Source organism: Sphingobacterium sp. PCS056, from assembly GCF_023273895.1.
In the GTDB taxonomy this organism is placed as follows: Bacteria; Bacteroidota; Bacteroidia; order Sphingobacteriales; family Sphingobacteriaceae; genus Sphingobacterium.
In genome coordinates, this window is the sequence record NZ_CP096883.1 from 507,554 (window position 1) to 530,642 (window position 23,089).

19 protein-coding genes are annotated in these 23,089 nt (G+C 38.2%); 4 read left to right on the top strand and 15 right to left on the bottom strand.

The features are described from left to right. Positions 1–184: 184 nt before the first annotated feature. The 5 genes from MUB18_RS02065 to MUB18_RS02085 all read right to left on the bottom strand — a co-directional run bounded on the left by MUB18_RS02065 (position 185) and on the right by MUB18_RS02085 (position 8,730). Positions 185–2,428, bottom strand: a complete 2,244-nt coding sequence (locus MUB18_RS02065; RefSeq protein WP_248754840.1) for a family 20 glycosylhydrolase — start codon at positions 2,426–2,428, stop codon at positions 185–187. A 129-nt stretch (positions 2,429–2,557) separates the two neighbouring features. Continuing rightward, positions 2,558–4,333, bottom strand: coding sequence for an aminopeptidase P family protein (locus MUB18_RS02070; protein ID WP_248754841.1), 1,776 nt, complete (start codon positions 4,331–4,333; stop codon positions 2,558–2,560). 84 nt (positions 4,334–4,417) lie between these two features. After that, entirely contained in the window at positions 4,418–5,545 is a 1,128-nt protein-coding gene (locus MUB18_RS02075) for a clostripain-related cysteine peptidase (protein WP_248754842.1), read from the bottom strand. Positions 5,546–5,696: 151 nt separating this feature from the next. Then, entirely contained in the window at positions 5,697–7,109 is a 1,413-nt protein-coding gene (locus MUB18_RS02080) for a fimbrillin family protein (RefSeq protein WP_248754843.1), read from the bottom strand. Positions 7,110–7,155: 46 nt separating this feature from the next. Next, positions 7,156–8,730: a DNA/RNA non-specific endonuclease gene (locus tag MUB18_RS02085; protein WP_248754844.1), complete on the bottom strand. Its 1,575-nt coding sequence runs from the start codon at positions 8,728–8,730 to the stop codon at positions 7,156–7,158. Positions 8,731–9,403: 673 nt separating this feature from the next. Between MUB18_RS02085 and dacB the strand changes: the two genes are divergently transcribed. From dacB to MUB18_RS02105, 4 genes are all read left to right on the top strand, one after another. Further along, positions 9,404–10,825, top strand: a complete 1,422-nt coding sequence (dacB, locus tag MUB18_RS02090; protein WP_084405273.1) for a D-alanyl-D-alanine carboxypeptidase/D-alanyl-D-alanine-endopeptidase — start codon at positions 9,404–9,406, stop codon at positions 10,823–10,825. A gap of 109 nt (positions 10,826–10,934) precedes the next feature. Next, on the top strand, positions 10,935–13,214 hold the full coding sequence (locus MUB18_RS02095; protein WP_248754845.1) for an NADP-dependent malic enzyme: 2,280 nt from the start codon (positions 10,935–10,937) through the stop codon (positions 13,212–13,214). 18 nt (positions 13,215–13,232) lie between these two features. After that, positions 13,233–13,814, top strand: coding sequence for a Holliday junction branch migration protein RuvA (gene ruvA / locus MUB18_RS02100; protein WP_094771740.1), 582 nt, complete (start codon positions 13,233–13,235; stop codon positions 13,812–13,814). Between the two features lie 78 nt (positions 13,815–13,892). Beyond that, on the top strand, positions 13,893–14,363 hold the full coding sequence (locus tag MUB18_RS02105; protein WP_248754846.1) for a GAF domain-containing protein: 471 nt from the start codon (positions 13,893–13,895) through the stop codon (positions 14,361–14,363). 12 nt (positions 14,364–14,375) lie between these two features. Here MUB18_RS02105 and MUB18_RS02110 read toward each other — a convergent pair whose 3' ends face one another. From MUB18_RS02110 to MUB18_RS02155, 10 genes are all read right to left on the bottom strand, one after another. Beyond that, positions 14,376–15,290, bottom strand: coding sequence for a WD40 repeat domain-containing protein (locus tag MUB18_RS02110; protein WP_248754847.1), 915 nt, complete (start codon positions 15,288–15,290; stop codon positions 14,376–14,378). 203 nt (positions 15,291–15,493) lie between these two features. Continuing rightward, entirely contained in the window at positions 15,494–16,078 is a 585-nt protein-coding gene (gene hisIE, locus MUB18_RS02115; RefSeq protein WP_094771737.1) for a bifunctional phosphoribosyl-AMP cyclohydrolase/phosphoribosyl-ATP diphosphatase HisIE, read from the bottom strand. Positions 16,079–16,199: 121 nt separating this feature from the next. Next, positions 16,200–16,952, bottom strand: a complete 753-nt coding sequence (gene hisF / locus MUB18_RS02120) for an imidazole glycerol phosphate synthase subunit HisF (protein ID WP_248754848.1) — start codon at positions 16,950–16,952, stop codon at positions 16,200–16,202. Between the two features lie 2 nt (positions 16,953–16,954). Next, positions 16,955–17,707, bottom strand: a complete 753-nt coding sequence (locus MUB18_RS02125; RefSeq protein ID WP_045752638.1) for a HisA/HisF-related TIM barrel protein — start codon at positions 17,705–17,707, stop codon at positions 16,955–16,957. 19 nt (positions 17,708–17,726) lie between these two features. Next, entirely contained in the window at positions 17,727–18,320 is a 594-nt protein-coding gene (hisH, locus tag MUB18_RS02130; protein ID WP_045752637.1) for an imidazole glycerol phosphate synthase subunit HisH, read from the bottom strand. 76 nt (positions 18,321–18,396) lie between these two features. Next, positions 18,397–19,536: a bifunctional histidinol-phosphatase/imidazoleglycerol-phosphate dehydratase HisB gene (gene hisB, locus MUB18_RS02135; protein WP_045752636.1), complete on the bottom strand. Its 1,140-nt coding sequence runs from the start codon at positions 19,534–19,536 to the stop codon at positions 18,397–18,399. Positions 19,537–19,540: 4 nt separating this feature from the next. Beyond that, positions 19,541–20,599, bottom strand: a complete 1,059-nt coding sequence (hisC, locus tag MUB18_RS02140) for a histidinol-phosphate transaminase (RefSeq protein ID WP_248754849.1) — start codon at positions 20,597–20,599, stop codon at positions 19,541–19,543. A gap of 184 nt (positions 20,600–20,783) precedes the next feature. Then, positions 20,784–21,695: a ribonuclease Z gene (locus MUB18_RS02145; protein ID WP_248754850.1), complete on the bottom strand. Its 912-nt coding sequence runs from the start codon at positions 21,693–21,695 to the stop codon at positions 20,784–20,786. A 1-nt stretch (position 21,696) separates the two neighbouring features. Next, on the bottom strand, positions 21,697–22,077 hold the full coding sequence (locus MUB18_RS02150) for an STAS domain-containing protein (RefSeq protein WP_045755770.1): 381 nt from the start codon (positions 22,075–22,077) through the stop codon (positions 21,697–21,699). A gap of 17 nt (positions 22,078–22,094) precedes the next feature. Next, a complete protein-coding gene (locus tag MUB18_RS02155; RefSeq protein ID WP_045755771.1) occupies positions 22,095–23,045 on the bottom strand; it encodes a phosphoribosylaminoimidazolesuccinocarboxamide synthase in 951 nt (316 codons plus the stop codon). Between the last annotated feature and the right edge of the window lie 44 nt (positions 23,046–23,089).

Here is a 23,089-nt window from a genome sequence, read left to right on the forward strand (position 1 = left end):
AAAAATGCATCACAAAATAGTTTTTGTTGATGTTAGATTGATATATCCACCAGCTTAATAATCTCAAAAAAGACCAGAAAAATTATTTTTCTGGTCTCTTTTTTAACTAGCTGACGCTTGACTTGGTATCAGTGTTATACCAACTTACACGCTTCAGTACCAACTGATGCGCACAAAACGTACATTAATAAACCGACAATTCATCAACAAATAACCAAGCTGCAGATCCCGCACCTGTTGATCCTGATGGGATTTGATTCAAATGCTGAACTTCAATCTTTACATATTTTGCCGTCTGCTGATCAAACTGTAATTTGATGGTTCCTTTCGATTCGGAAATCAACTCTTTTCCCACCTCTTTTACAAGCGTAAAATTTTGATTGTCGTTGGATACATAAACTTTTACCGACTGCGGATAATAAATCCAGCTCGCATTTTGATCTACGACATTCAGTTCAACATTTGAAAATGTCGTTGCTGTACCAAGATCAATCGTTGCTACTAAATCTTTGGCATTAAAACCTAGCCAATTTTTTTTGAAATATTGCTTGTTTCCATAAACACCATCGACCAAGGTCGCACCACCGCTTCCATAATACGCTTCACTTGGTTCATGCAGCAATTGGATCGATTTTCCAGTCGATTTACTGATAACAAAATCCTGTTTCAATACCGATCCAATCATCCGATCAACAGCAAAGTTTGCCGCATTGATGGTTACTGTTTTATCGACTAAAATTGGACTTATGTAAATTGGACTTTGGATATTCGGCTCAGTTCCATCTGTTGTATAACGTATCGTTCCATCGTTCTTTATTGTCGACAATTCGTAGTACATCTTTCCCTCCTTAGAAACAATGCTGCCATTTAGTTCAAAAATAGCCTTACTATAATTGATGCTCTTACGATCAAGATAATTAAACTCATGGATGACTCTTTTCTCAAAAGACTTATATTGGTCAGGATTGGATGTACCCCAAGCCACTTCGGATAAAGCTAGCAATCGAGGAAAAAGCATGTACTCGACGTGCTTAAAATTTGTAATATATTCGGTCCACATATTCGCCTGTGGCCCCAAAATATGTTTCGCTTCTTGCGCACTCAATTCTTTAGGAACTGGATTAAAAGAATATACTTTATCCAAACGCAGTTCTGCATTAAAAGCTAACGGTTCAGATTGTGGATTTCCTTGATAATAGTCCAAATACATATGACTTACAGGAGTCATTATCGCATCATGTCCCGTCTTAGCAGCATGAATACCACCTTCGATACCTGTCCAACTCATCACCGTAGCATTGGGAGCCAAGCCGCCTTCTAAAATTTCATCCCAACCGATGATACTTTTACCTTTTGCATTGATATATTTCTCCATCCGTTTGATGAAGTACGATTGCAATTCAAATTCATCTTTCAATCCCTCCTTCTTAATAAGATCTTGACAGTGTGCACAGGCCTTCCATCGTGTTTTCGGAGCCTCATCACCACCGATATGGATATAATGACTCGGGAACAAAGTAACGACTTCATCGATTACATCTTCCAATAAGGAAAAGGTTTCTTCCTTTGGACAGTAGATATCATCCATGACACCCCAAGATGTTCCTACTTTAAACGGTCCACCGGTACAAGAAAGTTCAGGATAGGCCGCCAAAGCTGCTAGCGCATGACCTGGCATCTCGATTTCAGGAATGACTTCGATATGCAGCTTTTTTGCATAGGCTACCACATCTTTTACCTGTTCCTGTGTATAAAATCCGCCATAGCGACCATCTTTTGTCAATTTGGAATCTTTCACATCTTGTGTTACCGCTCGAAAAGCACCAATTTCTGTTAGCTTTGGATGACTTTTAATTTCGATACGCCATCCCTGATCATCGGTTAGGTGCCAATGAAATTTATTCATTTTATAGCGCGATAAATAATCCAAGAATGATTTGACCTCATTGGCAGTAAAGAAGTGTCTGCTCACATCAAGATGAACCCCTCTATATGTAAATTTAGCATAATCCTTGATTTCCAATGCCGGTATACTACCTTTTGTCCGATGCTCCTCTACAAGCTGTAATAAGGACTGCACAGCATAAAAAGCTGCATCTTCTGTAGATGCAGAAATGACAATACCTTTAGCATCGATTTTTAATTCATAATAATCGTGCTGACCTGCCACCTGATGATTTATTTTCTGAAAACGTATCGTTCCCGATTTTTTAAGATTAACTTTTGATCGCAATACACCTTCCAGTTGATTAGCTAAATATTTAGCCTGTGTTTCAAATGAGCCCGTTCCGATCACAAGATTACCTTGCAAAGAAAATGAAGGCTGTTTTAGTACTTCCACATGTTGCGGCATCGGAATGATATATTGCTGTCCGAATGAAGATAAAGAACAGAAGAAGATAAAACTTAAAAATAGGATTTTACGCATGATATGATTTGGTCTTTCAACAAAAATAGGATTATTTTCAAACAATTAAAACGTTATAGCACATCTATTTTATAACAAAAAAGGAGATCATATAATCTCCTTTTTTATGCTAGTAGTTATGCCGACCTATTAAATCGCTGCCGTTTTATCTTTTAACCATGCTTGCTCTTCCTCATTTAATCGACTCTTCAGTTTATCGAAAACCCATTGATTATACTGGTTCAACCAGTTGATATGATGTTGGTCTAATAAGGTTTTATCAACTAGATCTGTAGCGATATAACAGATAGTCAGCGTCTCAAAATCCATAAAATCACCAAATATAGAAGACTCCGCATTTCGCGATAAAACCAAATTTTCGATACGGATACCATGCTTTCCTTCGCGGTATAAACCAGGTTCAATAGAGCTGATCATCCCCGATTCTATAGCAACATCAATATTTGCAGAGTTGAAAGTTTGCGGTCCTTCGTGCACATTCAAGAAAAATCCTACACCATGTCCAGTTCCATGTCCATAATTGCGAAGTGTGGCCCAAATCGGGCGACGGGTGATCGCATCAATCTGATAACCTTTAGATCCTTGCGGAAATATGGCCTGACTACCTTCTATAGTTCCTTTTAATACGATGGTATAATCTTCTTTTTCTTCCTGCGTGATCTCACCCAACGACACGACACGTGTGATATCTGTGGTACCCGTTTGGTATTGGCCTCCAGAGTCCACGAGTAACAATCCTTTTGATTTTAACGTATAGTTGCTCTCAATAGTTGCAGAATAATGTGGCAATGCACCATGGTCTAAATAACCAGCGATGGTATTGAAACTAATATCATTAAAACCAGGTTGTTCCTCTCTAAACTCCTGTAATCTTGCTGCAATAGATATTTCAGATTGATCACCTTGTGGTACCGCCGTTTCCAACCATTTAAAAAATTTGGTCAGCGCAACGCCATCATTGATCATGGTTTCACGCGTATGTGCAATTTCCACTTCATTCTTCACTGCTTTTAAAGACGTCGAAGGATTGATTTTTTCAATAATATTAACCGCAGCAGGTATAGCGTCGTAGATCGCAAAACAGGTTCTCTTCGGATCGATCAATATGGAATCGACCGCTAAATGGCTAACCTGAGTATATACGTCTTCATAAGGTTTCACCTGCACCCCCGAAGATTGTAAACTTATTCTTGTATCCTCATCCAATTTAACAGGCTCAATGTATAAGATAGCTTCATCAGCTGTTACATAAACAAAACCTAAAACAACTGGATTACAAGGAACATCACGACCACGGATATTGAGCAGCCAAGCGAGATCATCTAGAGAAGATATAAGATGCGCCTGCGCTCTATTCTTGACCATGACAGCACGTACTGCAGCTAATTTAGATGTTGTTGATTGTCCTGTTGTTGTATCCGCCAATAAATATGCTTTTGCAGTAGGTAAAGAAGGTCTTCCCTCCCAAAGCGATGATAATAAATCAACGTGACCGTCAACAATAATATCAATAGGTTTTAATATATCTTTTACCGATTGTGCGACTAATAAAGAAGCTAAATTTCCATCAAATGCAACCTTTGCTCCTTTCGCTAATTTCTCGCCCAACCATTCTGCATATTCGGCATTGCCCTGAACTTTTAATTTTACCAATTCAAATCCAGTCCCAGCCAATTGTTCATTTGCTTGAACAAAATAACGGGCATCCGTCCATAAACCTGCAAAATCTTGTGTGATCACTAATGTTCCTGCTGAACCCGTAAAACCCGAAGTCCACGCAATACATTTATAACGATCTGGTAAATATTCACTTATATGCGGATCAGAAGAAGGGATAATGTAACCATCAACACCTTGATCTTTCATCAGACTTCTTATTGCCGCTAGTTTTTCTGAATGCGTCATTGTTTCTCTAATTTGATCATGCAAGTTAGGAAAATTTGAAGAAGTAAACCACTAATCGATATTTTTACGTCTATGGTTATTTTGTCAAAATAAGCTATTATATCCCGCATCACCGTACCAAGCTAGCGTCCTGTAAAAGGGAAAAAGATAACTTTCTTCGGGGGCAGGTATATAGCTTGACAGCCCTGAAAAATTAGTAATGGGTTTACCTAAGAAAGTGGGGGTATTCGCTTTAAATATAATGGCCTTGTCGATCGCAGACTTAAAAGACAATAACTGGTCCGATGGAAGATGTTTCTCAAATAGATCTAAAAAATCATATGCTTTGACAGGAGTATTAGGATCTAGATCTAAGCGCTGTACATTATTTCTGTTTATCGCCGACAAGAACTGTGGATTTTGCGACAACAATTGCGCGGTCTTGTGTGCGAGCCGGGGCAATTGCTTAGTATCTACCAGCGAAAAGGTAGCAGACTGCTCCAAACCTATTTTTTGTTGATAATACCCGACATATGCTTTTGCGATTGCGGTCAATCCATGTTTAACATCACGATCAAATAATAAGGAGTTGATCTGATGGTATGGCATGCCGACACTCAATACTTCAGTTGGCGATGCGAGGATATAGGGTGCAGCCTCACGAAGTTCATATAACACTTCTACAGATGCCATAGAACAAGCATCAAAAATAAGAAAATCCAACCCTTGAGGTAAAGCTGATTGAAGCTGCTGTACATCCATACGGCTAAAATGATCATCGCCAAAAGACCTAGTACCCAATTTACCAAGATTCGCAGGAACCCAGTTGGTTGCATGAGACCATAAAATAGCTCCATACGAATGCGACGGAGAGAGACCCTTCATATCCGCAAATATGATTTTCATCATCTCTGGATCGGAAGAATCATGATCACTATATGTTTTAAGAACCTTACTTTTAATCTCTGGACTAGTATCGTACTGAATTTCATATATTTTGGGCTGCTGACCAAATAATCTGGCATAGACCAACAATTTACCGTCGATACCCACAAATCCTTCTTCCATCTGATTGAGATTTTGATATGCTTCAGATGATAAGCTATTGTTTGCAGCCATATAGACCATCACCGTACGAGAAGCTATCGGAGCAATGGTATCATCCTCTCTCTTTGCGCAGCTCGTGACATAAAGTAAAACAAAACAACTATATAAATAAATTAAACTACGCATGTGTAACGTTAAAATAAAATCTAATATAAATCTTAAAAAAATAGACCGAGGTAGGAAAAATATTGAGAATACCTAAATTACGGATAAACAATAAACAAGAAGAGAAAGGGATCCTCTTCTTGTTTACAACTTCATGTATTAATCAACCCTATTATTTTGTACCGACAAGTTTGATGTCATCAATACGGTAACCATTTGTATTGTCTGTTTCTTCGCTAGAGAATTCGAGTGTGATGCTGTTACTATTTGCAATGCCTGAGATATCAATAGTTGAAAATGTATTTGCTTCAGCACCCAGTACTCCTGTAGGGACAGCGAGTTCTACACCATTAACACGAACTTTTACCCCTGTCATTGGCAAGCTCACTGCGTTACCAGCTAATTTATAAGATAACTTCAGATTGGTAACGCCGGCAGCATTAATTCCTTCGATTTTAAACCCGGTATCTTTGTTTGCTGGTAGCCACACATGTCCATTTATTGTTGAAGTAGCACGCACATCTGCATATGTAGCTGTGTAGAGATCCGAATATGTCACGCCTGTTGCAGTATAACCTGCATAGGTACCAATTCTATCCTTTTTTGATGCTTTAGGATCAGGATCACCAAAAGTTTCCAAGAAAAGTGTTTCTTCTTTTCCTGGATCAGTAGGAGTCTGACTGCCATCGATGTCTACATTTACAGATCCCCCAGGTACAGTTGTCCAGTCTGTAATAGTACCATTGCCGGTTACTGCGACTTGGTTACCTCCATCATTTTTCAACAAAACAATATCGTAAGTATATTTCTTACCTGCTTCAAAGGTCGTATTAGCTGGCAAAGTCCATTTAAAGGTGCCTGATGCTAATGTAAAAACCAACTCTTTAGCAGAAAAATCACCAGGAAGCAGGATTGCTTCCACCAACTGTGCATCCGTTTGTGCTGTAGTTTTTGCTGTAACATTCTGCACAGCAGCAGCTCCGCTCAATATACCGGTCGCTAGATCTAATGCTGCTGTAGTATTGACATTACGGTAGACCACCTGTAGTCCATTTACATCTGTCAAACCATTTCCTGGTTTAACAGCTAATGCGACTTTAGTCAGTTTATGATTAAAAGTAAGATTAGCAGCTCCACTAGCTTTTGTCAAGCCTGTTGCATTGTTGGAGTAGAGCACATCAATAGCAGCTGGAGCACTCTGATCTGCGACGGTGACAGGCAATATCGCTCCTTCAAGATTTGTTGTATATGGATAGTATGCAATAAAATCTACTGATCCTGTCTGTGGATAGTTGATGATATCTGCTCCTTGTCCAGAGAAATTACCATTACCGCCAGTACTATATTTTTTATTGGCGGCTAATGGATTAGACAATCCATCACCTTGTTTCATAAATACACCTACAGCATCGTCAGCATCCCAAGCATTACCTGTGACACGTGTAGCTACGCTACCCGCAATCGAAGAAGTAAATTGCACCTGTGCGTTATCATTTGTTCCCAAATCGCGATAGTCATCGTTCTTACAAGAATGTCCTACAACAATCAGTGCCAGTGCAGCACCTAGAAATTGGTTCTTTTTCATGTTTTTTATATCTGAATAATTGATTTAATAATGTATGATCATATCGCTATTTACGCCATATCTGTGTATTGATAGTCGATTTAGTTTCCTGATCTAATGCAGGGAAAAATGTAAATCCAGTTTCTTTCTCCAGAGATTCAACCGTCACCGTATAGCTCATGTAATCTGTATTAGTCGGCGTCACATTGTTCATACGAAATCCTATAGTATAATAATCGGAACCTTTTTTCATAGCCAATACTTTGTAATAATATTTGGGTTTTGCGACATCTTTCCCAGAATTATCCTTCACATAATCGACGACCTTGTCTGTTGCGGTCGTGACCATCGCACCCGTCACTACATACATGGTATCTACTCCCGACTGGGTAGTCCAGGTACGGACTTTATTTTCAAGATCAGCCCATAAACCTTGATTTAAGGATCTATTCTGCGGCGTCATATTTGTATAATAGAACGTGGATGCATTTTCAGCGAAATCGTATGTCCGGTCTCCGCTCGGTAGCTGATGACCACGGTCGAGCAATAACGTCGCATTATTGGGATATCCCTTTTCGAGATTTGCTTGAAAATTTGATGAAAATGCGGGATCGTAGGCCCACACATCTGTCCGTTTCTGACTTCCGAGATAATCCTTGCTTAATGGATAAGCTACCCAATAAGCCACCTTATATTCGGTATCATACAACATGGAGTAATTTCTCTTTGTAGAAGACGACATTTTGAGATTGTACTTGACCGTGCCACTTTCTGATATTACCGGCAGCTCCATATAGGCTGCTGTAGGTTGCGGAGTAACAGTTCCGTCCTTCCCCAGTGTGATGTCATACTGATATCGGTAACCCTTTTCATAGCTTTTACCTTCACCTATGCTCCAAGTGTAAGATTTCCCATCGGCCTTTGTAAATACGATTTTATTTTCTGCCGTAAGTGTACCTGGGTAAATTGTCCATTCGACGATCATTTCATTCGTCGAATTCTGTGACACCCGAGCAGCAATATCTGTGTTTGTATTACCTTTTATCCATTGTCCCGAAGAAAGATTGAAACTCGCTCTCGATGGCAGGGCTATAAAATCAGCTTTTAAACCCTGTAGATCCGCTCCCTTAATTTTAAGTTCCAGTTTACTCATTTGTCTGTCAAACGATAAGGCTACCGGACCTTGCCCCGAAGTCAATCCTGTTGTATTTCGTGCTACCATGAAATCAAGTTGAGCTTGATTTTCCTGATTCTTGATGTCTAGTGAAGGTGTTAATGTACCATGCTCTTGATAAGGATAATATGCAACAAAACTCACTTTACTTCCTCGTGGAAATTCTAGCGAAGCCTGTGCATTTTGAGGTGAAAAATTACCATTACCAGGAGTTGTGTATGGTTGGTTAAAGCCATTGTTTACAATAGAAGCTTCGTTTAAAGCCATACCATTTTGGAACATAAAAATTCCAATGGCATCATGGGCACTCCATTGAGTTCCTTGAACTCTTGTTTGCGGAAGACCCGCAATTTTACTTGAAAAATATACCTGATTGGAGGTATACTTTGAAATTAGGTCAGTTTCCTTACGGCATGAAGAAAACATTAAAGCCACGCAGCCTAGCACATAAAGCCAGTTCTTTCTCATCTACTTAAATTAATATAATACCCAATAGGAGGTCGATTACGATGAATCAACACTCAAAATTAACGTTCCAAAAATAACATAAGGTTAATGCATTTTTAATATTTTATTAAGTTTTTTATCAAAAGATTTAATAAAATCAAGCACTGAACATCTGCAATTATCACCTAAATACGAGATCAATCATTAGTAATCAACTTATTAGAATCTATCATTCATCACAATTAATGACACGAACATAACTTAGAGCCATTTTTTTAGATGAAACATATTGATAATAGCGCGGAGCACAGAGCGGAAGATTATGGATTTTTATATTTAGCTAGCAAGAAAAAGAAAAGCATGACAACAACAGTCAAAACTTAACTTATTATTAATTTAAATCCATGATTTACAACGAAATATTATCCGCTTGGGTAAACATTCCAATATGTCATATTGCTTTTAAAAACATAAGGACACGACCGATAAGCCGTTTTTGAGCATGTCGGATCATATTCAATATAACAATTCTAAATCAAGGAGCACTTCCATTTTTATGAAAATAGGCATAGATCCTAGTTAGGTTTACAGACAGGCATAGAGAGGGGTATTAAAGTATTACTTTTTGACTTTCATATTAAACATTTCTGAGCAAACAATAGTATCTTTATGAAAACAGAAAAGATTATCATTAATGAAAACCAGTACAACCTTAACCCTTGTTAGTATTTGCTTATTCCCGTTACTCCATACATCCGCATTCTCACAATCCGCATCAAAATCCAAAATTGAAGCAGCCTATCGACAATTTGAAAATGATCCCTCATTAAAAAATGCAACAGCTTCTTTGACCGTATTAGATGCAAGTACTGGAGCACCTATTTTTGAACACAATCAAGATGTGGGCTTGGCTACTGCGTCAACGATGAAAGTCATTACTTCAGCTACCGCATTTGACATTTTGGGAAAGGATTATAAATTCAAAACACTTTTAACGTACACAGGAACTATTCAGGCAGATGGTGTACTAGAAGGCGATATTATTATTGAAGGATCTGGAGATCCTACTTTAGGAAGTAGCCGCTATCCCGAGTCAACGGAAGAACAGATCATCAACAAATGGATATACGTCATTCAAAATGCAGGTATTAAAGAAATAAAAGGCCGTATCATAGGTGACGACACACGTTATCAAGGGTACAAAGTGCCTGGAGGTTGGATCTGGTCTGATATTGGAAATTATTATGGTGCCGGTGTCTCTTCACTTAACTGGAGAGAGAATGCAGTAGGTGTGGTCTTCTCTCCCAATGATGCGATCGGCAAGCCCGCTCCTATTAAAAATTTGACCGCAGATCTTTCTTATCTCAAAATTATAAATGAGGTGACAACAGGTAAAAACGGATCTGGTGATCAGGTATATGCCTATTCGGGCCCCTATGCTTCTACCATCTACATCCGCGGAACTTATGGCTTAGACCTTAAAAAGACTATTGAGATTTCCGTTCCCGATCCCGCATATGATGTAGCCTTTCAATTAGAAAAAGCACTGGATCACGTCGGGATCAAAACAGCAACATCAGCAAGTAACGGTCAAGTTCTTGCCGGAACAACGATCGTAAAACATCACTTAGACACGCATGAGTCACCTGATCTTGCTGCCATTGTTTATTGGTTCAATCAAAAGAGCATCAATCTTTATGGCGAAGCACTCTTAAAGGCAATTGCTTATCAAACTGCACAAAAGACAGAAACAAGCGAAGGTGCATCTTTGATACAGAAATATTGGGAAACTAAATTAAAGATTAACAATAGCGAACTTAACAATCAAGATGGATCAGGTCTTTCTCCTCAAAATAGAGTTACGACAGCAGCAATGACCAAAATCATGCAGTACGCTCAATCGCAATCCTGGTTCCCCGAATTCTATAAAAGTTTACCAGAATATAATAATATGAAGATGAAAAGTGGCACCATCGGAGGTGCATTGGGCTATACTGGCATCCAAAATAACAGTTCAGGAGAGAAATATACCTTTACTCTTTTAGTCAACAATTATTCCGGATCAGCCACCGCCATGCGCAAACGAATGTTCACCCTTCTTGATGTATTAAAATAAATTGACCCTTCAGAATAAATTTTTGACTATTTATCATTTCTTTCTCAAAAAAAGAATGATACATTTGTAACCTTAGTTTAACAAACTAGCACTATATAAAAGAATTAAAATGAGTAATGTAAATCGTAAACAAGCGGCATTAGACTACCACTCCATGGGTAGACCTGGTAAAATAGCTGTTGTGCCAACAAAGCCAACAAATTCTCAAAGAGATTTATCGCTAGCTTATTCACCAGGTGTTGCTGAGCCTTGTTTAGCTATCGCTGCAAATAATGAAGACGCTTACAAATATACCGCAAAAGGTAATTTAGTTGCGGTAATTAGTAATGGTACAGCCGTATTAGGTCTTGGTGATATCGGTGCTGTAGCTGGTAAACCAGTTATGGAAGGTAAAGGTTTATTATTTAAAATCTTCGCTGATATTGATGTTTTTGACATTGAACTTGACACTAAAAATGTAGATGAGTTTGTCAACATTGTGAAAGCAATGGAACCTACATTTGGTGGTATTAATTTAGAAGATATTAAAGCTCCAGAGTGTTTTGAAATTGAAAGACGCTTGAAAGCTGAAATGAATATCCCAGTGATGCACGATGATCAACATGGTACAGCTATTATCTCTTGTGCTGCTCTGATCAACGCTTGTGAACTAATCAATAAAAAAATTGAGGATGTAAAAATCGTTGTAAATGGTGCTGGTGCTGCTGCTATTTCCTGTACTGGAATGTACGTATCTGCTGGTGCTAGAAAAGAAAATATTGTCATGTTAGACAGTAAAGGTGTGATCCGTCGTGATCGTGAAACATTGGATGCGATGAAAGCAACTTATGCCACTGATCGTGATATCCATACCCTTGCTGATGCTGTAAATGGTGCTGATGTATTTATCGGACTTTCAGCTGCAGACGTATTGACAGCAGAAATGTTATTGACCATGGCTGATCAGCCGATTGTATTAGCTATGGCTAATCCTAACCCAGAGATCGCTTACGATTTAGCAGTTGCCACGCGTAACGATGTGATTATGGGTACAGGACGTTCAGATTACCCAAACCAGGTAAACAACGTATTAGGCTTCCCTTATATCTTCCGTGGTGCTTTAGACGTACGTGCTACTGCTATCAATGAAGAAATGAAAGTGGCTGCGACAAAAGCGATCGCTGATCTAGCTAAACAACCCGTTCCTGAAGAAGTTAATCTAGCTTATAACACCAACAACCTAAAATTCTCTGCGGATTATATTATTCCAAAACCTAATGATCCACGTTTGATCACTGAGGTTTCTGTGGCTGTAGCGAAAGCGGCAATTGCATCGGGTGTTGCAAAACATATCATCGAAGACTGGGATAAATACAGAGAAACACTTCGCAAGAGATTAGGTCAGGATGATGCGATCATGCGCAATCTGACCATGGCAGCAAAACGGAATCCGAAACGTGTTGTATTTGCTGAAGCAGATAATTACAAAACGCTTCGTGCGGCACAAATCGTAAAAGAAGAAGGTATTGCAGTTCCTATTTTATTGGGTAAAAAAGGAAAAATCAATGCGTTAATTAACGAATTCGGTTTTGAATTGGCTGATGTACAAATCATTGATCCATTGGAAGAAATGGAGTCAGAACGTGTCAATGAATATGTTGAACATTTATTTGTAAAAAGACAACGTCGTGGTCTTTCTAAATTAGATGCTAAAAAACTTCTAATTGATCGCAATTACTTTGGAGCAAGTATGGTTCAATTTGGAGATGCTGATACATTGATCTCTGGATTAACAAAGAACTATGCCAATACCATCAAACCTGCGATCCATGTTATCGGTGCTAAAGAAGGTAGCCGTATCGCTGGTATGTATATGATGTTGACCAAAAAAGGTCCGATCTTCTTAGGTGATACTACGGTCAATAAAGAGCCTTCTGCAAAAGAGTTGGCAGATATTACCGTATTATTGGACAAAGCTGTTAGAAAAATGAATGTAAGCCCTCGTATTGCTTTACTTTCTTATTCTAACTTTGGTTCTAACGAAGGAAATACACCAACTAAAGTACGTGAAGCCATTAAAATCGTTCACAAAGATCATCCAGAAATTGTTGCTGACGGCGATTTACAAGCAAACTTTGCTCTGAATAGTGATTTGTTAGAAGCAAATTTCCCGTTCAGTACATTGAAAGGACAGCCAGCAAATACATTGGTATTCCCGAATTTAGAATCAGGTAATATTGCCTACAAATTGTTACAAGAAGTGGGCAATGCAGAAGCTGTGGGACCAATCTTACTGGGTATGAACAAACCTGTTCACGTATTACAATTAGATAGTTCAGTTCGCGAAATCGTGAATATGGTTACTATTGCTGTAGTCGATGTACAGTCACATGAAAAACAAGGTAATTAATTCTTTTTCCGTATCGCTATGTATGCATATTTTAACGGGAAATTAGCACATAAAGCCCCCACTCACGTCGTTCTCGATGTGGGTGGAATTGGCTATTATATCCACATTTCCTTAAATACATTTTCCTTAATAAAAGACCAGGAGCAGTGTAAGCTATTCATCTCTTTTCAGGTAAGGGAAGATGCACATACGCTCTACGGATTTGCAACTGAAGGAGAAAAGAAGTTATTTGAAAATCTGATTTCGGTATCTGGCATCGGTCCAAATACAGGACGTATGATTCTTTCATCCAATACTCCAGAAGAAATTCAATCTGCCATTGTCAATGGTCAGGTTACGCTCATTCAGAAAATAAAAGGTATTGGTCCTAAAACAGCACAACGCTTGATTTTAGAATTGCAAGATAAATTGAAAAAACAAGGTGTAGAATCCCTTTCAACGATTCCGATGGCACAGTCTCTACCAGACGAAGCACTATCTGCTTTGGTCATGTTAGGTTTCACCAAAGCTACTTCTGAGAAAGTATTGAATGCTGTGATTCAAACAGATCCAAATCTGACAGTAGAGGGTATGATCAAATTGGCCTTAAAGAAATTGTAATCTGCTAAGGAAAGAATTTTTATATTTTACAAGCGCTATTATTCTGTTAACTTTGAGCAGCATAATAGCGCTTTTTTTATGGCAGAAGATTTAACAATAAACAAAGGAACGAAGAAAGATCAATATATAGGCTTAGTTCCTCAAATCAGAGGTTTGGTTACAGGTGAGACCAATCAAATAGCTAATCTTGCAAATATTGCTGCGGCACTGAAAGAACAGTTCAATTTCTTTTGGGTGGGTTTTTACTTAATCGAGGGTGAACAGCTGGTGCTCGGTCCATTTCAAGGACCTGTAGCCTGTACACGTATTCAATATGGTCGTGGAGTGTGCGGCACTTCCTGGAAAGAAAACAAAACCATAATCGTACCTAATGTGGAGGAATTCCTTGGACATATTGCTTGTAGTTCCCTATCAAAATCAGAAATCGTCATTCCGATATATCAAGATAATAGCATCATTGGCATATTGGATGTCGATAGCGATGAGTTAAACGCTTTCGATGAAATTGATGCTCAATATTTAACTGAAATCGTTTCTTTACTGTCATAGACAGGTTTGACATCATTTGAATGCCCAAACCTTGATCAATTTATCATCTCCTGCTGTCAAGAAATATTGACCTCCATCAATCCAAAGTCCCGTATTGATGGATAGCGTATGGGAGTCATAAAATTTATCACGGTTGATCACTTTAAGCAAAGAAAATGTTTCCTCATCCCAAATTTTGAATGATTTGTCACGGCTTACTGTTGCAAAAACAGGATAATTGGGGTGCGGATAGATGCCATATACGGTAAACATATGGGGCACAAAACTGTATTGCTCTTTTAAACTCGCAACATCAGATATTTTAACAGCAGCATCTCTTGCCCCACTAATGAGCTTAAGGTTATTACGCGAAAAGATAAGACTTGTAATGGGCATGCTGTGCTTTTGATTGGCAAGCAAGAAATGATAGTCTTCTGCAGAAAATAAAAAGATATCACCGTTCTTATCTCCAAATGCAATTTTCTTTTGATCATGCGATAAGGCAATGGTCCGAATGGTATTTGATGAAATGGCAAATTCATATATTTTTTTATAATCCTTCAGGCACCATACACTCGCGACACCATCCTCTCCTACGGCTACCAATTCATTTTTAGCAGGAATACTCTGAAGCGCAAAAATAGCTTTATTGGAGACCATCAGATTGGTTATTAATGTCTGATTTTCCACATCAACAATCATCACCTTCCCCTCACGAAGTGCGATGGCAAGATAAGATGTATTGGGTATTAAATGCAATGCATAAATCGAAGAACTAACTGCACATAAAATGCGTTTGAATGTTCTGTTTTGAGAATCCCATTCAACCACACCTTTATCATTGCCCCCAGAAAAAAATGTATGCGCAAAATATCCTTTTTCTAAAGCGAAGATGGGATTTTGATGTCCTGTTAATGTTGCTGCTAGCTCTATTTCGAATTTATCCATAATAAAAAATTGCCGTATACAAACTTAGATAAATTTACTTTTATATCATGATTATGCTATAAAAGTAAATTTATCTGCTATTTTCTGAAAGCACACCTCAGTGCATCTTTATTATCTTCAGCTTCCACCAATTCTTGGAGTAAAATCGCGTAGAATATAATTCATGTGACCCTAATTTTATGCTGTATTTTAAAATTAGCGTATTATTGATGTCTGCTTTCTAAATTTTTAGCAATGGTCTCCAAAGAAATACCTTTCTCACGTAATAGAACCAACAGATGGAATAATAAATCTGAGGTTTCATTGATAAAATCATGCTCAGTCTCTGTCAATGCTGCGATAACAGTTTCAACAGCCTCTTCACCTACTTTTTGCGCGATCTTGTTAATTCCTTTTGAACGTAAACGATTGACATAAGACTCGTCAGAAGGAAATTCATAACGATGCTTAATAATACGTTCGAGCTCCAATACGAAATTTTGATTAAATTCTGTATTAAAACAGCTGCGACTACCGGTATGACAAGTCGGGCCTGCTGGTCTTGCTTTAATTAATACCGTATCTTGATCACAATCAATATGCAATCCTACCACTTCTAGAAAGTTTCCACTTTCTTCACCCTTAGTCCACAATCGATTTTTACTTCTCGAAAAAAAAGTAACGCGCTTTTCGGCTTGTGTTTTTTGCCATGCTTCTTCATTCATATAGCCGAGCATCAACACTTCCAATGTTTGGGCGTCTTGTACAATCACTGGGACAAGTCCGTCACTTTTTGAAAAATCTAACATTTCTATTTTTATATTGTATGGAAGTCTTGAGTAGGTTAACTTCATAGCACTCACGCTCTAAACCTACTAACGATCTAACTTCCCTAACTATCTAACCTTCTCCCCCTCTAACCTGCTCACCTTATCTTACCACAATCCCATTGCTCCTTAGCGTATCTTTTAATGCTGGGATCAGTATTTCCCCATAATGAAATACCGAAGCTGCTAAAGCGGCATCAACATTGGCTTGTTGAAATACATCCACAAAATGCTGTTGATTTCCCGCTCCACCAGATGCAATTAAAGGAATCGTAATCGAATCATTGATTTTTTTCAATAATCCATTATCGAATCCGTTTTTTGTACCATCATGGTCCATAGATGTCAGTAAAATTTCACCTGCACCCCGCTCTTGCGCTTCGCGAACCCAATCTTCAGTCTTTAGTTCTGTTTGGATACGCCCCCCACTTAAATGAACAAAATTTTGTCCTTCTAGGTACCGCGTATCAATTGCGACAACAACAAATTGTGCTCCAAAAGCTGCAGCGAGATCATTAATTAACTGGGGATTACGCACTGCTGCCGAATTGATCGAAATCTTATCCGCACCCGAATTTAACAGTATCTCAGCATCCTTCATTTCGTTAATTCCACCCCCGATTGTAAATGGAATATTAACTTGACGAGCCACTGCTTTCACCAAATCGATCGTTGTTTTACGGCCTTCATGTGTGGCCGCAATATCTAGAAAGACCAATTCGTCTGCTCCTTGTTGGGAATATTGCCAAGCCAATTCAACAGGGTCACCTGCATCACGTAAGTCAACAAAATTGACTCCCTTTACTGTTCGACCATCTTTAACATCAAGACACGGAATTATACGCTTTGCTAACATCCTTAGAAGTTAATTAACGATTTCAGATTCCAATCTTTGATTTCTTCAATGGTAATCCTATTCTCATAGATTGCTTTACCAACCACAACAGATTCCATCGTTCCCAATGCGTTTAAATTGCTAATATCTTCCATAGAACTAATACCTCCAGATCCTATTAATTTGATAATTGGGGAGTGATCTAATAATTTCTTATACAACTCAACTCCTGCACCACCTAATTTACCATCTTTACTGATATCAGTACATAAGAATCTATAAAAGCCTAATGCAAGACATTTATCGATATACTCAATTAATTTGATCGGAGATGACTCTAACCAACCGGAATACTTAATCACCTCGTCCAATACATCAATAGCGATCACGATATGATCAGCATATTTTACTTTGCCTTCGTTCAAGGTACTCAACTCTTCCAAAAATGATGGATTAGTAATTGCTTGCGTACCTACAATAACACGGTAGATACCAGCATCCACTAATTCCTTAACTTTATCAATACTGCGAACACCGCCACCGTACTGAATTTTCATTTCTGTTTTTTGAATGATGTCAAATAAATATTCTTGGTTACTAAAATCACCTTTTGCACCGTTAAGATCAATGATATGTACCAATTCTGTACCATTTGCATGATATTTCTCAATCTGCTCTTCTAAACTGATCTCATAAGTAGTGACGTCATTATAGTTTCCTTCTCTCAAACGAACAACTTTCTTATCTAATACGTCAATAGCGGGTATAATATACATTGTAAACTTTTTTTATTTGCTAACTTAATTTTGAAAAATTCAATAATAACTGCTCCCCTACTTTTCCGGATTTTTCGGGGTGAAATTGTACACCGTAGAAATTGTCCTTCGCTATAGCGGCCGAAAATGGTAGTCCATATGCACACATCGCAGCAGTGTATGCTGTATCATATTCAATGAAATAGGAATGTACAAAGTAAAAATAAGCATTATCTTCTATATTGCTGAATAATGGATTGTCATTTCTAATGGATACGCTATTCCATCCCATATGGGGAACTTTCTCTTTGATTTTTTGATCAAAGTGCAAAGTCTTTAAAGGAATGATGGAGAGTAGGTCTGCATTTCCTTCTTCAGAAAAATCGGTCAGCAACTGCATTCCCACACAAATACCCAATACTGGTTTTTTAATCGTATGAATACATTCTGCCAATCCAGAAGCACGAAGTTTTTGCATTGCTGCCCCCGCATGTCCTACTCCAGGAATGATGATGCGGTCGTACTGATCTAACTCCTCTTCCTGATTGACCATACCATAGGTAAGGCCCACGCGCTCTAAAGCTGCTGTCAATGAAAAAATATTACCAGCTCCGTAATTTATAATTCCTATCATTTTTATTGTTTTTAGATCTGAGATACCAGACCGCCAATAAGAGACAATAGCTATACTATTCCCCTCTCCTCTATTTCTACAAAACTCCTTTAGTACTCGGCAGCTCCATATAATCAGCATCACGTCGTACTGCTTTCTTTATTGATTTGGCAAATGCCTTAAAGATCGCTTCTATTTTATGATGCTCATTGTCGCCTTCAGCTTTAATATTCAAATTGGACTTTGAAGCATCGGAGAATGATTTGAAAAAATGGAAAAACATTTCTGTTGGCATATCTCCAATTTTCTCACGCTTAAATTCAGCTTCCCATACAATCCAGTTACGTCCACCAAAATCCAGTGCGACTTGTGCAAGACAATCATCCATTGGTAAAGTGTAAGAATAGCGCTCGATACCGCGTTTATCACCCAATACCTTCAAAAATATTTCTCCTAACGCTATACCTGTATCTTCTATGGTATGATGCTCATCAATATGTAGATCTCCTTTTGCTTTGACAGTCAAATCGATCGCACCGTGACGTGCTATTTGATCTAACATGTGATCAAAAAAAGGTAATCCTGTTTCTATATCTGCTTTACCCGAACCATCTAAATTCAATTTGATATAAATATCGGTTTCATTCGTCTTACGATGATGTTCACCGGTACGTGTACCCAACTTCAAATATTCATAGATAGACTTCCAATCGGTTGTTTCCAAACCTATTGTTTCACTGTCGATCAGTACATTCTCCAAAACACCAAGATCATCATTATTGCGTAACCAAATGGCTTTGGCACCTAAATTTTGAGCCAATTTCACATCATTTACACGATCACCAATAACAAAAGACTGCGCTAAATTGTACTTTGAAGGATCAAAATAATCCAAGAGCATGCCAATACCAGGTTTACGCGTTGCCGCATTTTCATGAGGAAACGTGCGATCGATATGTTCTTTCGAAAAAACAACTCCTTCTGCTGCAAATGTGTCTATAATAAATTGATGGACAGGCCAAAAATTTTCCTCTGTATGCACTTCAGTACCTAGACCATCTTGATTGGATACTAATACTAATTCGAAATCTAATTCTTTCGCGATGCGTGGAAGGTATTGCAATGCACCAGGGTAAAACTTAAGTTTAGCAAAAGAATCAATTTGTTGATCCTCTGGTTCCAAAATTAAAGTACCATCACGGTCGATAAACAATACACGTTTGAGCTGATTAGGCATTATTTTAAATATTGAATGTGGTTAATTTTTCTAATAATATTTGGTTTTCTTCTGGTGTGCCAATGGTAATGCGCAGACACCCTGCACACAGTTCTACCTTCGAACGGTCACGAACAATAATACCGTGCTCCACCAAATGCGTGTAAACACCTCTTGGATCGTTCATTTTTACTAAAATAAAATTTGCATCTGAAGGGGTGATATGTTGCACCATTTCAAGTTGCTGCAAAGCTTGCACCAATTTCTCGCGCTCTTCAACGGTTTGCTTGATCCAGCCATTGACTTGATCGACATGTTCCAACGCTTCTAGTACGATGTCTTGTGTCGCTTGATTAATGTTATAAGGAGGCTTTATTTTATTGAATACCGCTATAATTTCGGAACTGGCAAAAGCCATTCCCAAACGTAAAGCAGCTAGTCCCCAAGCTTTCGAAAGAGTTTGCAAAACGACCAAATTTTGATATTCAGCAAGTTCTTGAGTGAATGATTTTATTGGAGAGAAATTGATATATGCCTCATCCACTACAACCAAACCATCAAAATTATTCAAGACCGTTTCGATATCATGACGGTTGATACTGTTTCCTGTAGGATTATTTGGTGAACAAATAAAAATCAATTTGGTATGTTCATCAATTGCATCTGCTATCGCTGGAAGATCTAATTGATAATCAGGTGTCAAATTGACCTTGCGAAAAGCAACATCGTTGATGTTAGCTGAGACCTCATACATACCATATGTAGGTGGCACTAAAATCACATTATCGATCCCCGGATTACAGAATGCACGAAACAGGATATCGATGGCTTCATCACTTCCATTACCTAAAAACATATTCGCTGCAGGAACACCTTTGATCTGTGACAACTTATGCTTTACTTGATGTTGAAGAGGATCTGGATAACGGTTGTAGTTATGCGCTAAAGGAGAACCAAAAGCGTTTTCATTGGCATCAATTAATATTGATGCTTCCCCCTTGAATTCATCTCTAGCAGAAGAATAAGGTACGAGATTTTTAATATTTTCCCGTAATAGTTTCGTTAAGTTGAATGGAGTGTCCATTAATTTATTAAATTTTAAATCGTAAACTTAGATAAATTTGCTTAGATACACAATCATATTTGCGGATGTAAGCAAAATTATTCGGTAGCATAGCTCTTTAATGTATCTTCTAATAGGTGCTGTGACGACCAGTTTTCCCTAGGTTTTTGAGTTTTTTTAATAAAAAGAAAATCAACCGATATCATTATACGCTAAACCATTTTCCTTCTTGAGATAACATGGTATCCGGGAATATGGATTGCGCTTCTACTAATAAGGGTTGTAAATCTTTATATCGTGCAGAATAATGCCCGAGTAACAATTTGCTGGCATGTACTTCTTTTGCAATTTCTCCTGCCTCTAAAGCCGTGGTGTGAAATGTTTCCTTTGCGCGATCAACCATTTCATGGAGAAAGGTAGATTCGTGATAAATCAATGTCGCATCCTGAATATAAGGCAGGTAGTTCGCTGTACGAACGGTGTCAGAACAATATACATAACTTCTGGATAATGGTGCTGGTAAAGTAAAAGCATCAGCTTTGAATACCTGTCCATCTTCACGGACATAGTCTACTCCATTCTTTAACAATTGATAATAGGCTACCGGTATTTTTGCTTTTTCGATCTCCTCTACGAGAAGGTGCCGCGAACGCGGTCCTTCATCAAAACGAAATCCCGTACATGCAATACGATGTGTCAACGGAAAAGTGCTTACTTTAATGGATCGATTTTCAAAAATTACCTGCGGTTCTTCAGCCGAAGTTTCATGAAAGATCAGATCGTAGCGAAGTATAGTCTCCGAGTATTTGAATTGGACTGCAAGAATCTCATCTAGACCCTTTGGCCCATATAAATGAAGATCACTCTTGCGTCCTATCAGGTGCATGGAGGACAATAGCCCGACTAAACCGAGATAGTGATCCCCATGCAAGTGACTGATAAAAATATGATTAATCTTATTGCTTTTAATTCCATAGCGCGTCAATTGCATCTGAGTACCTTCTCCACAATCAACTAAAAACAATTGTTCATTGAAGTTTATGACTTGACTTGTTGGATGCCTATCGTACATAGGCGTAGCGGAGCTATTACCTAAAATCAAAACTTCAAATCGCATATTACTTTTCTTTCTCGCCTCTATAATCCAGTTCTAACTCATGTGCAAAAACACGATCTTCGGCATCCTTAACCGAATTAACAATGATAAATCGGGTTTGCAAATGTGTCATTTCCAATACATCGAGAACTTCAGAGTCTAAATTTGCAAGAATAAAAAGTCCACCACTTGAATCACAAAGGCGATTCGCCAATAGCGCTAGACGAATACTGCTTTCATCTATTTTTCGCACATTGGATAGATCTAAAATGATATTACGCTGACCAACCGTATTTCTCAGCAGAAATTCACCTTTCAGTTTTACGGCTTTTTCTGCATCAAGGTTATCACAAAGCGGTTCTATCACAATATAACGGTCATGCTTATCAATCGTATATTTCATAATTTAGATTCTTTCAATTAATACTTTAATTGTTTTAAAGCCTGTGCAACATGACGTTCAACACGGTTTAAAACGTCTTCCTCATTTGGATAGACAAACTTTTCGCCTACAATATGCTCATAAAGTTCGATATATCGTTCAGAAATTGATTTTATTATTTCATCTGTCATCTCCGGCACTTGTTGTCCATCTTTACCTTGAAATCCATTTTCAATTAACCATTTACGAACAAATTCTTTGGACAACTGTTTTTGCGGTTCACCACTTTCTTGACGTTCGGCATAACCTTCTGCATAAAAATAACGTGAAGAGTCTGGTGTATGAATTTCGTCAATCAAGATGATTTCGCCATCTTTTTTTCCAAATTCATATTTCGTATCGACCAAGATCAATCCTCTTTCCGCTGCGATTTCTGTACCACGTTGAAATAACGCTTTTGTATATTTTTCCAACTGGATATAGTCCGCTTCGCTAACGATTCCTTGAGCTAAAATAGCGTCTCTTGAAATATCCTCATCGTGACCTACAGCAGCTTTGGTAGTCGGAGTGATAATAGGTTCAGGTAATTTATCATTTTCTTTCAGCCCTTCTGGCAATGATTCACCACATACGGAACGCTTACCCGCACTGTACTCACGCCACGCATGACCCGATAAATAGCCGCGAATCACCATCTCTACTTTAAACGGCTCACACATGCGACCAATAGTCACACTTGGATCTGGAACAGAAACTACCCAGTTTGGAATAATATCTTCAGTTGCTTTCAAAAATTTAGCTGCGATCTGGTTCAATACCTGACCCTTGTAAGGAATAGGCCTTGGCAACACGACATCAAATGCCGATATACGGTCGGAAGCAACCATCGCCAAATATTCATGTGCAATGGTGTACACATCACGTACTTTACCTCTATAAAAAGCGGTTTGATTTTCGAAATTAAAATTTGTTTCTTGTATTGCGTTCATATTATGAGTGGATAGTCTTTCACTATCTCCATTTTATTATTGAC

Bases quoted from the DNA above. Each gene is read 5' to 3' on its own strand.
- MUB18_RS02065 (WP_248754840.1), bottom strand. From the start codon at position 2,428: ATGCGTAAAATCCTATTTTTAAGTTTTATCTTCTTCTGTTCTTTATCT.
- MUB18_RS02070 (WP_248754841.1), bottom strand. From the start codon at position 4,333: ATGACGCATTCAGAAAAACTAGCGGCAATAAGAAGTCTGATGAAAGAT.
- MUB18_RS02075 (WP_248754842.1), bottom strand. From the start codon at position 5,545: ATGCGTAGTTTAATTTATTTATATAGTTGTTTTGTTTTACTTTATGTC.
- MUB18_RS02080 (WP_248754843.1), bottom strand. From the start codon at position 7,109: ATGAAAAAGAACCAATTTCTAGGTGCTGCACTGGCACTGATTGTTGTA.
- MUB18_RS02085 (WP_248754844.1), bottom strand. From the start codon at position 8,730: ATGAGAAAGAACTGGCTTTATGTGCTAGGCTGCGTGGCTTTAATGTTT.
- dacB (WP_084405273.1), top strand. From the start codon at position 9,404: ATGAAAACCAGTACAACCTTAACCCTTGTTAGTATTTGCTTATTCCCG.
- MUB18_RS02095 (WP_248754845.1), top strand. From the start codon at position 10,935: ATGAGTAATGTAAATCGTAAACAAGCGGCATTAGACTACCACTCCATG.
- ruvA (WP_094771740.1), top strand. From the start codon at position 13,233: ATGTATGCATATTTTAACGGGAAATTAGCACATAAAGCCCCCACTCAC.
- MUB18_RS02105 (WP_248754846.1), top strand. From the start codon at position 13,893: ATGGCAGAAGATTTAACAATAAACAAAGGAACGAAGAAAGATCAATAT.
- MUB18_RS02110 (WP_248754847.1), bottom strand. From the start codon at position 15,290: ATGGATAAATTCGAAATAGAGCTAGCAGCAACATTAACAGGACATCAA.
- hisIE (WP_094771737.1), bottom strand. From the start codon at position 16,078: ATGTTAGATTTTTCAAAAAGTGACGGACTTGTCCCAGTGATTGTACAA.
- hisF (WP_248754848.1), bottom strand. From the start codon at position 16,952: ATGTTAGCAAAGCGTATAATTCCGTGTCTTGATGTTAAAGATGGTCGA.
- MUB18_RS02125 (WP_045752638.1), bottom strand. From the start codon at position 17,707: ATGTATATTATACCCGCTATTGACGTATTAGATAAGAAAGTTGTTCGT.
- hisH (WP_045752637.1), bottom strand. From the start codon at position 18,320: ATGATAGGAATTATAAATTACGGAGCTGGTAATATTTTTTCATTGACA.
- hisB (WP_045752636.1), bottom strand. From the start codon at position 19,536: ATGCCTAATCAGCTCAAACGTGTATTGTTTATCGACCGTGATGGTACT.
- hisC (WP_248754849.1), bottom strand. From the start codon at position 20,599: ATGGACACTCCATTCAACTTAACGAAACTATTACGGGAAAATATTAAA.
- MUB18_RS02145 (WP_248754850.1), bottom strand. From the start codon at position 21,695: ATGCGATTTGAAGTTTTGATTTTAGGTAATAGCTCCGCTACGCCTATG.
- MUB18_RS02150 (WP_045755770.1), bottom strand. From the start codon at position 22,077: ATGAAATATACGATTGATAAGCATGACCGTTATATTGTGATAGAACCG.
- MUB18_RS02155 (WP_045755771.1), bottom strand. From the start codon at position 23,045: ATGAACGCAATACAAGAAACAAATTTTAATTTCGAAAATCAAACCGCT.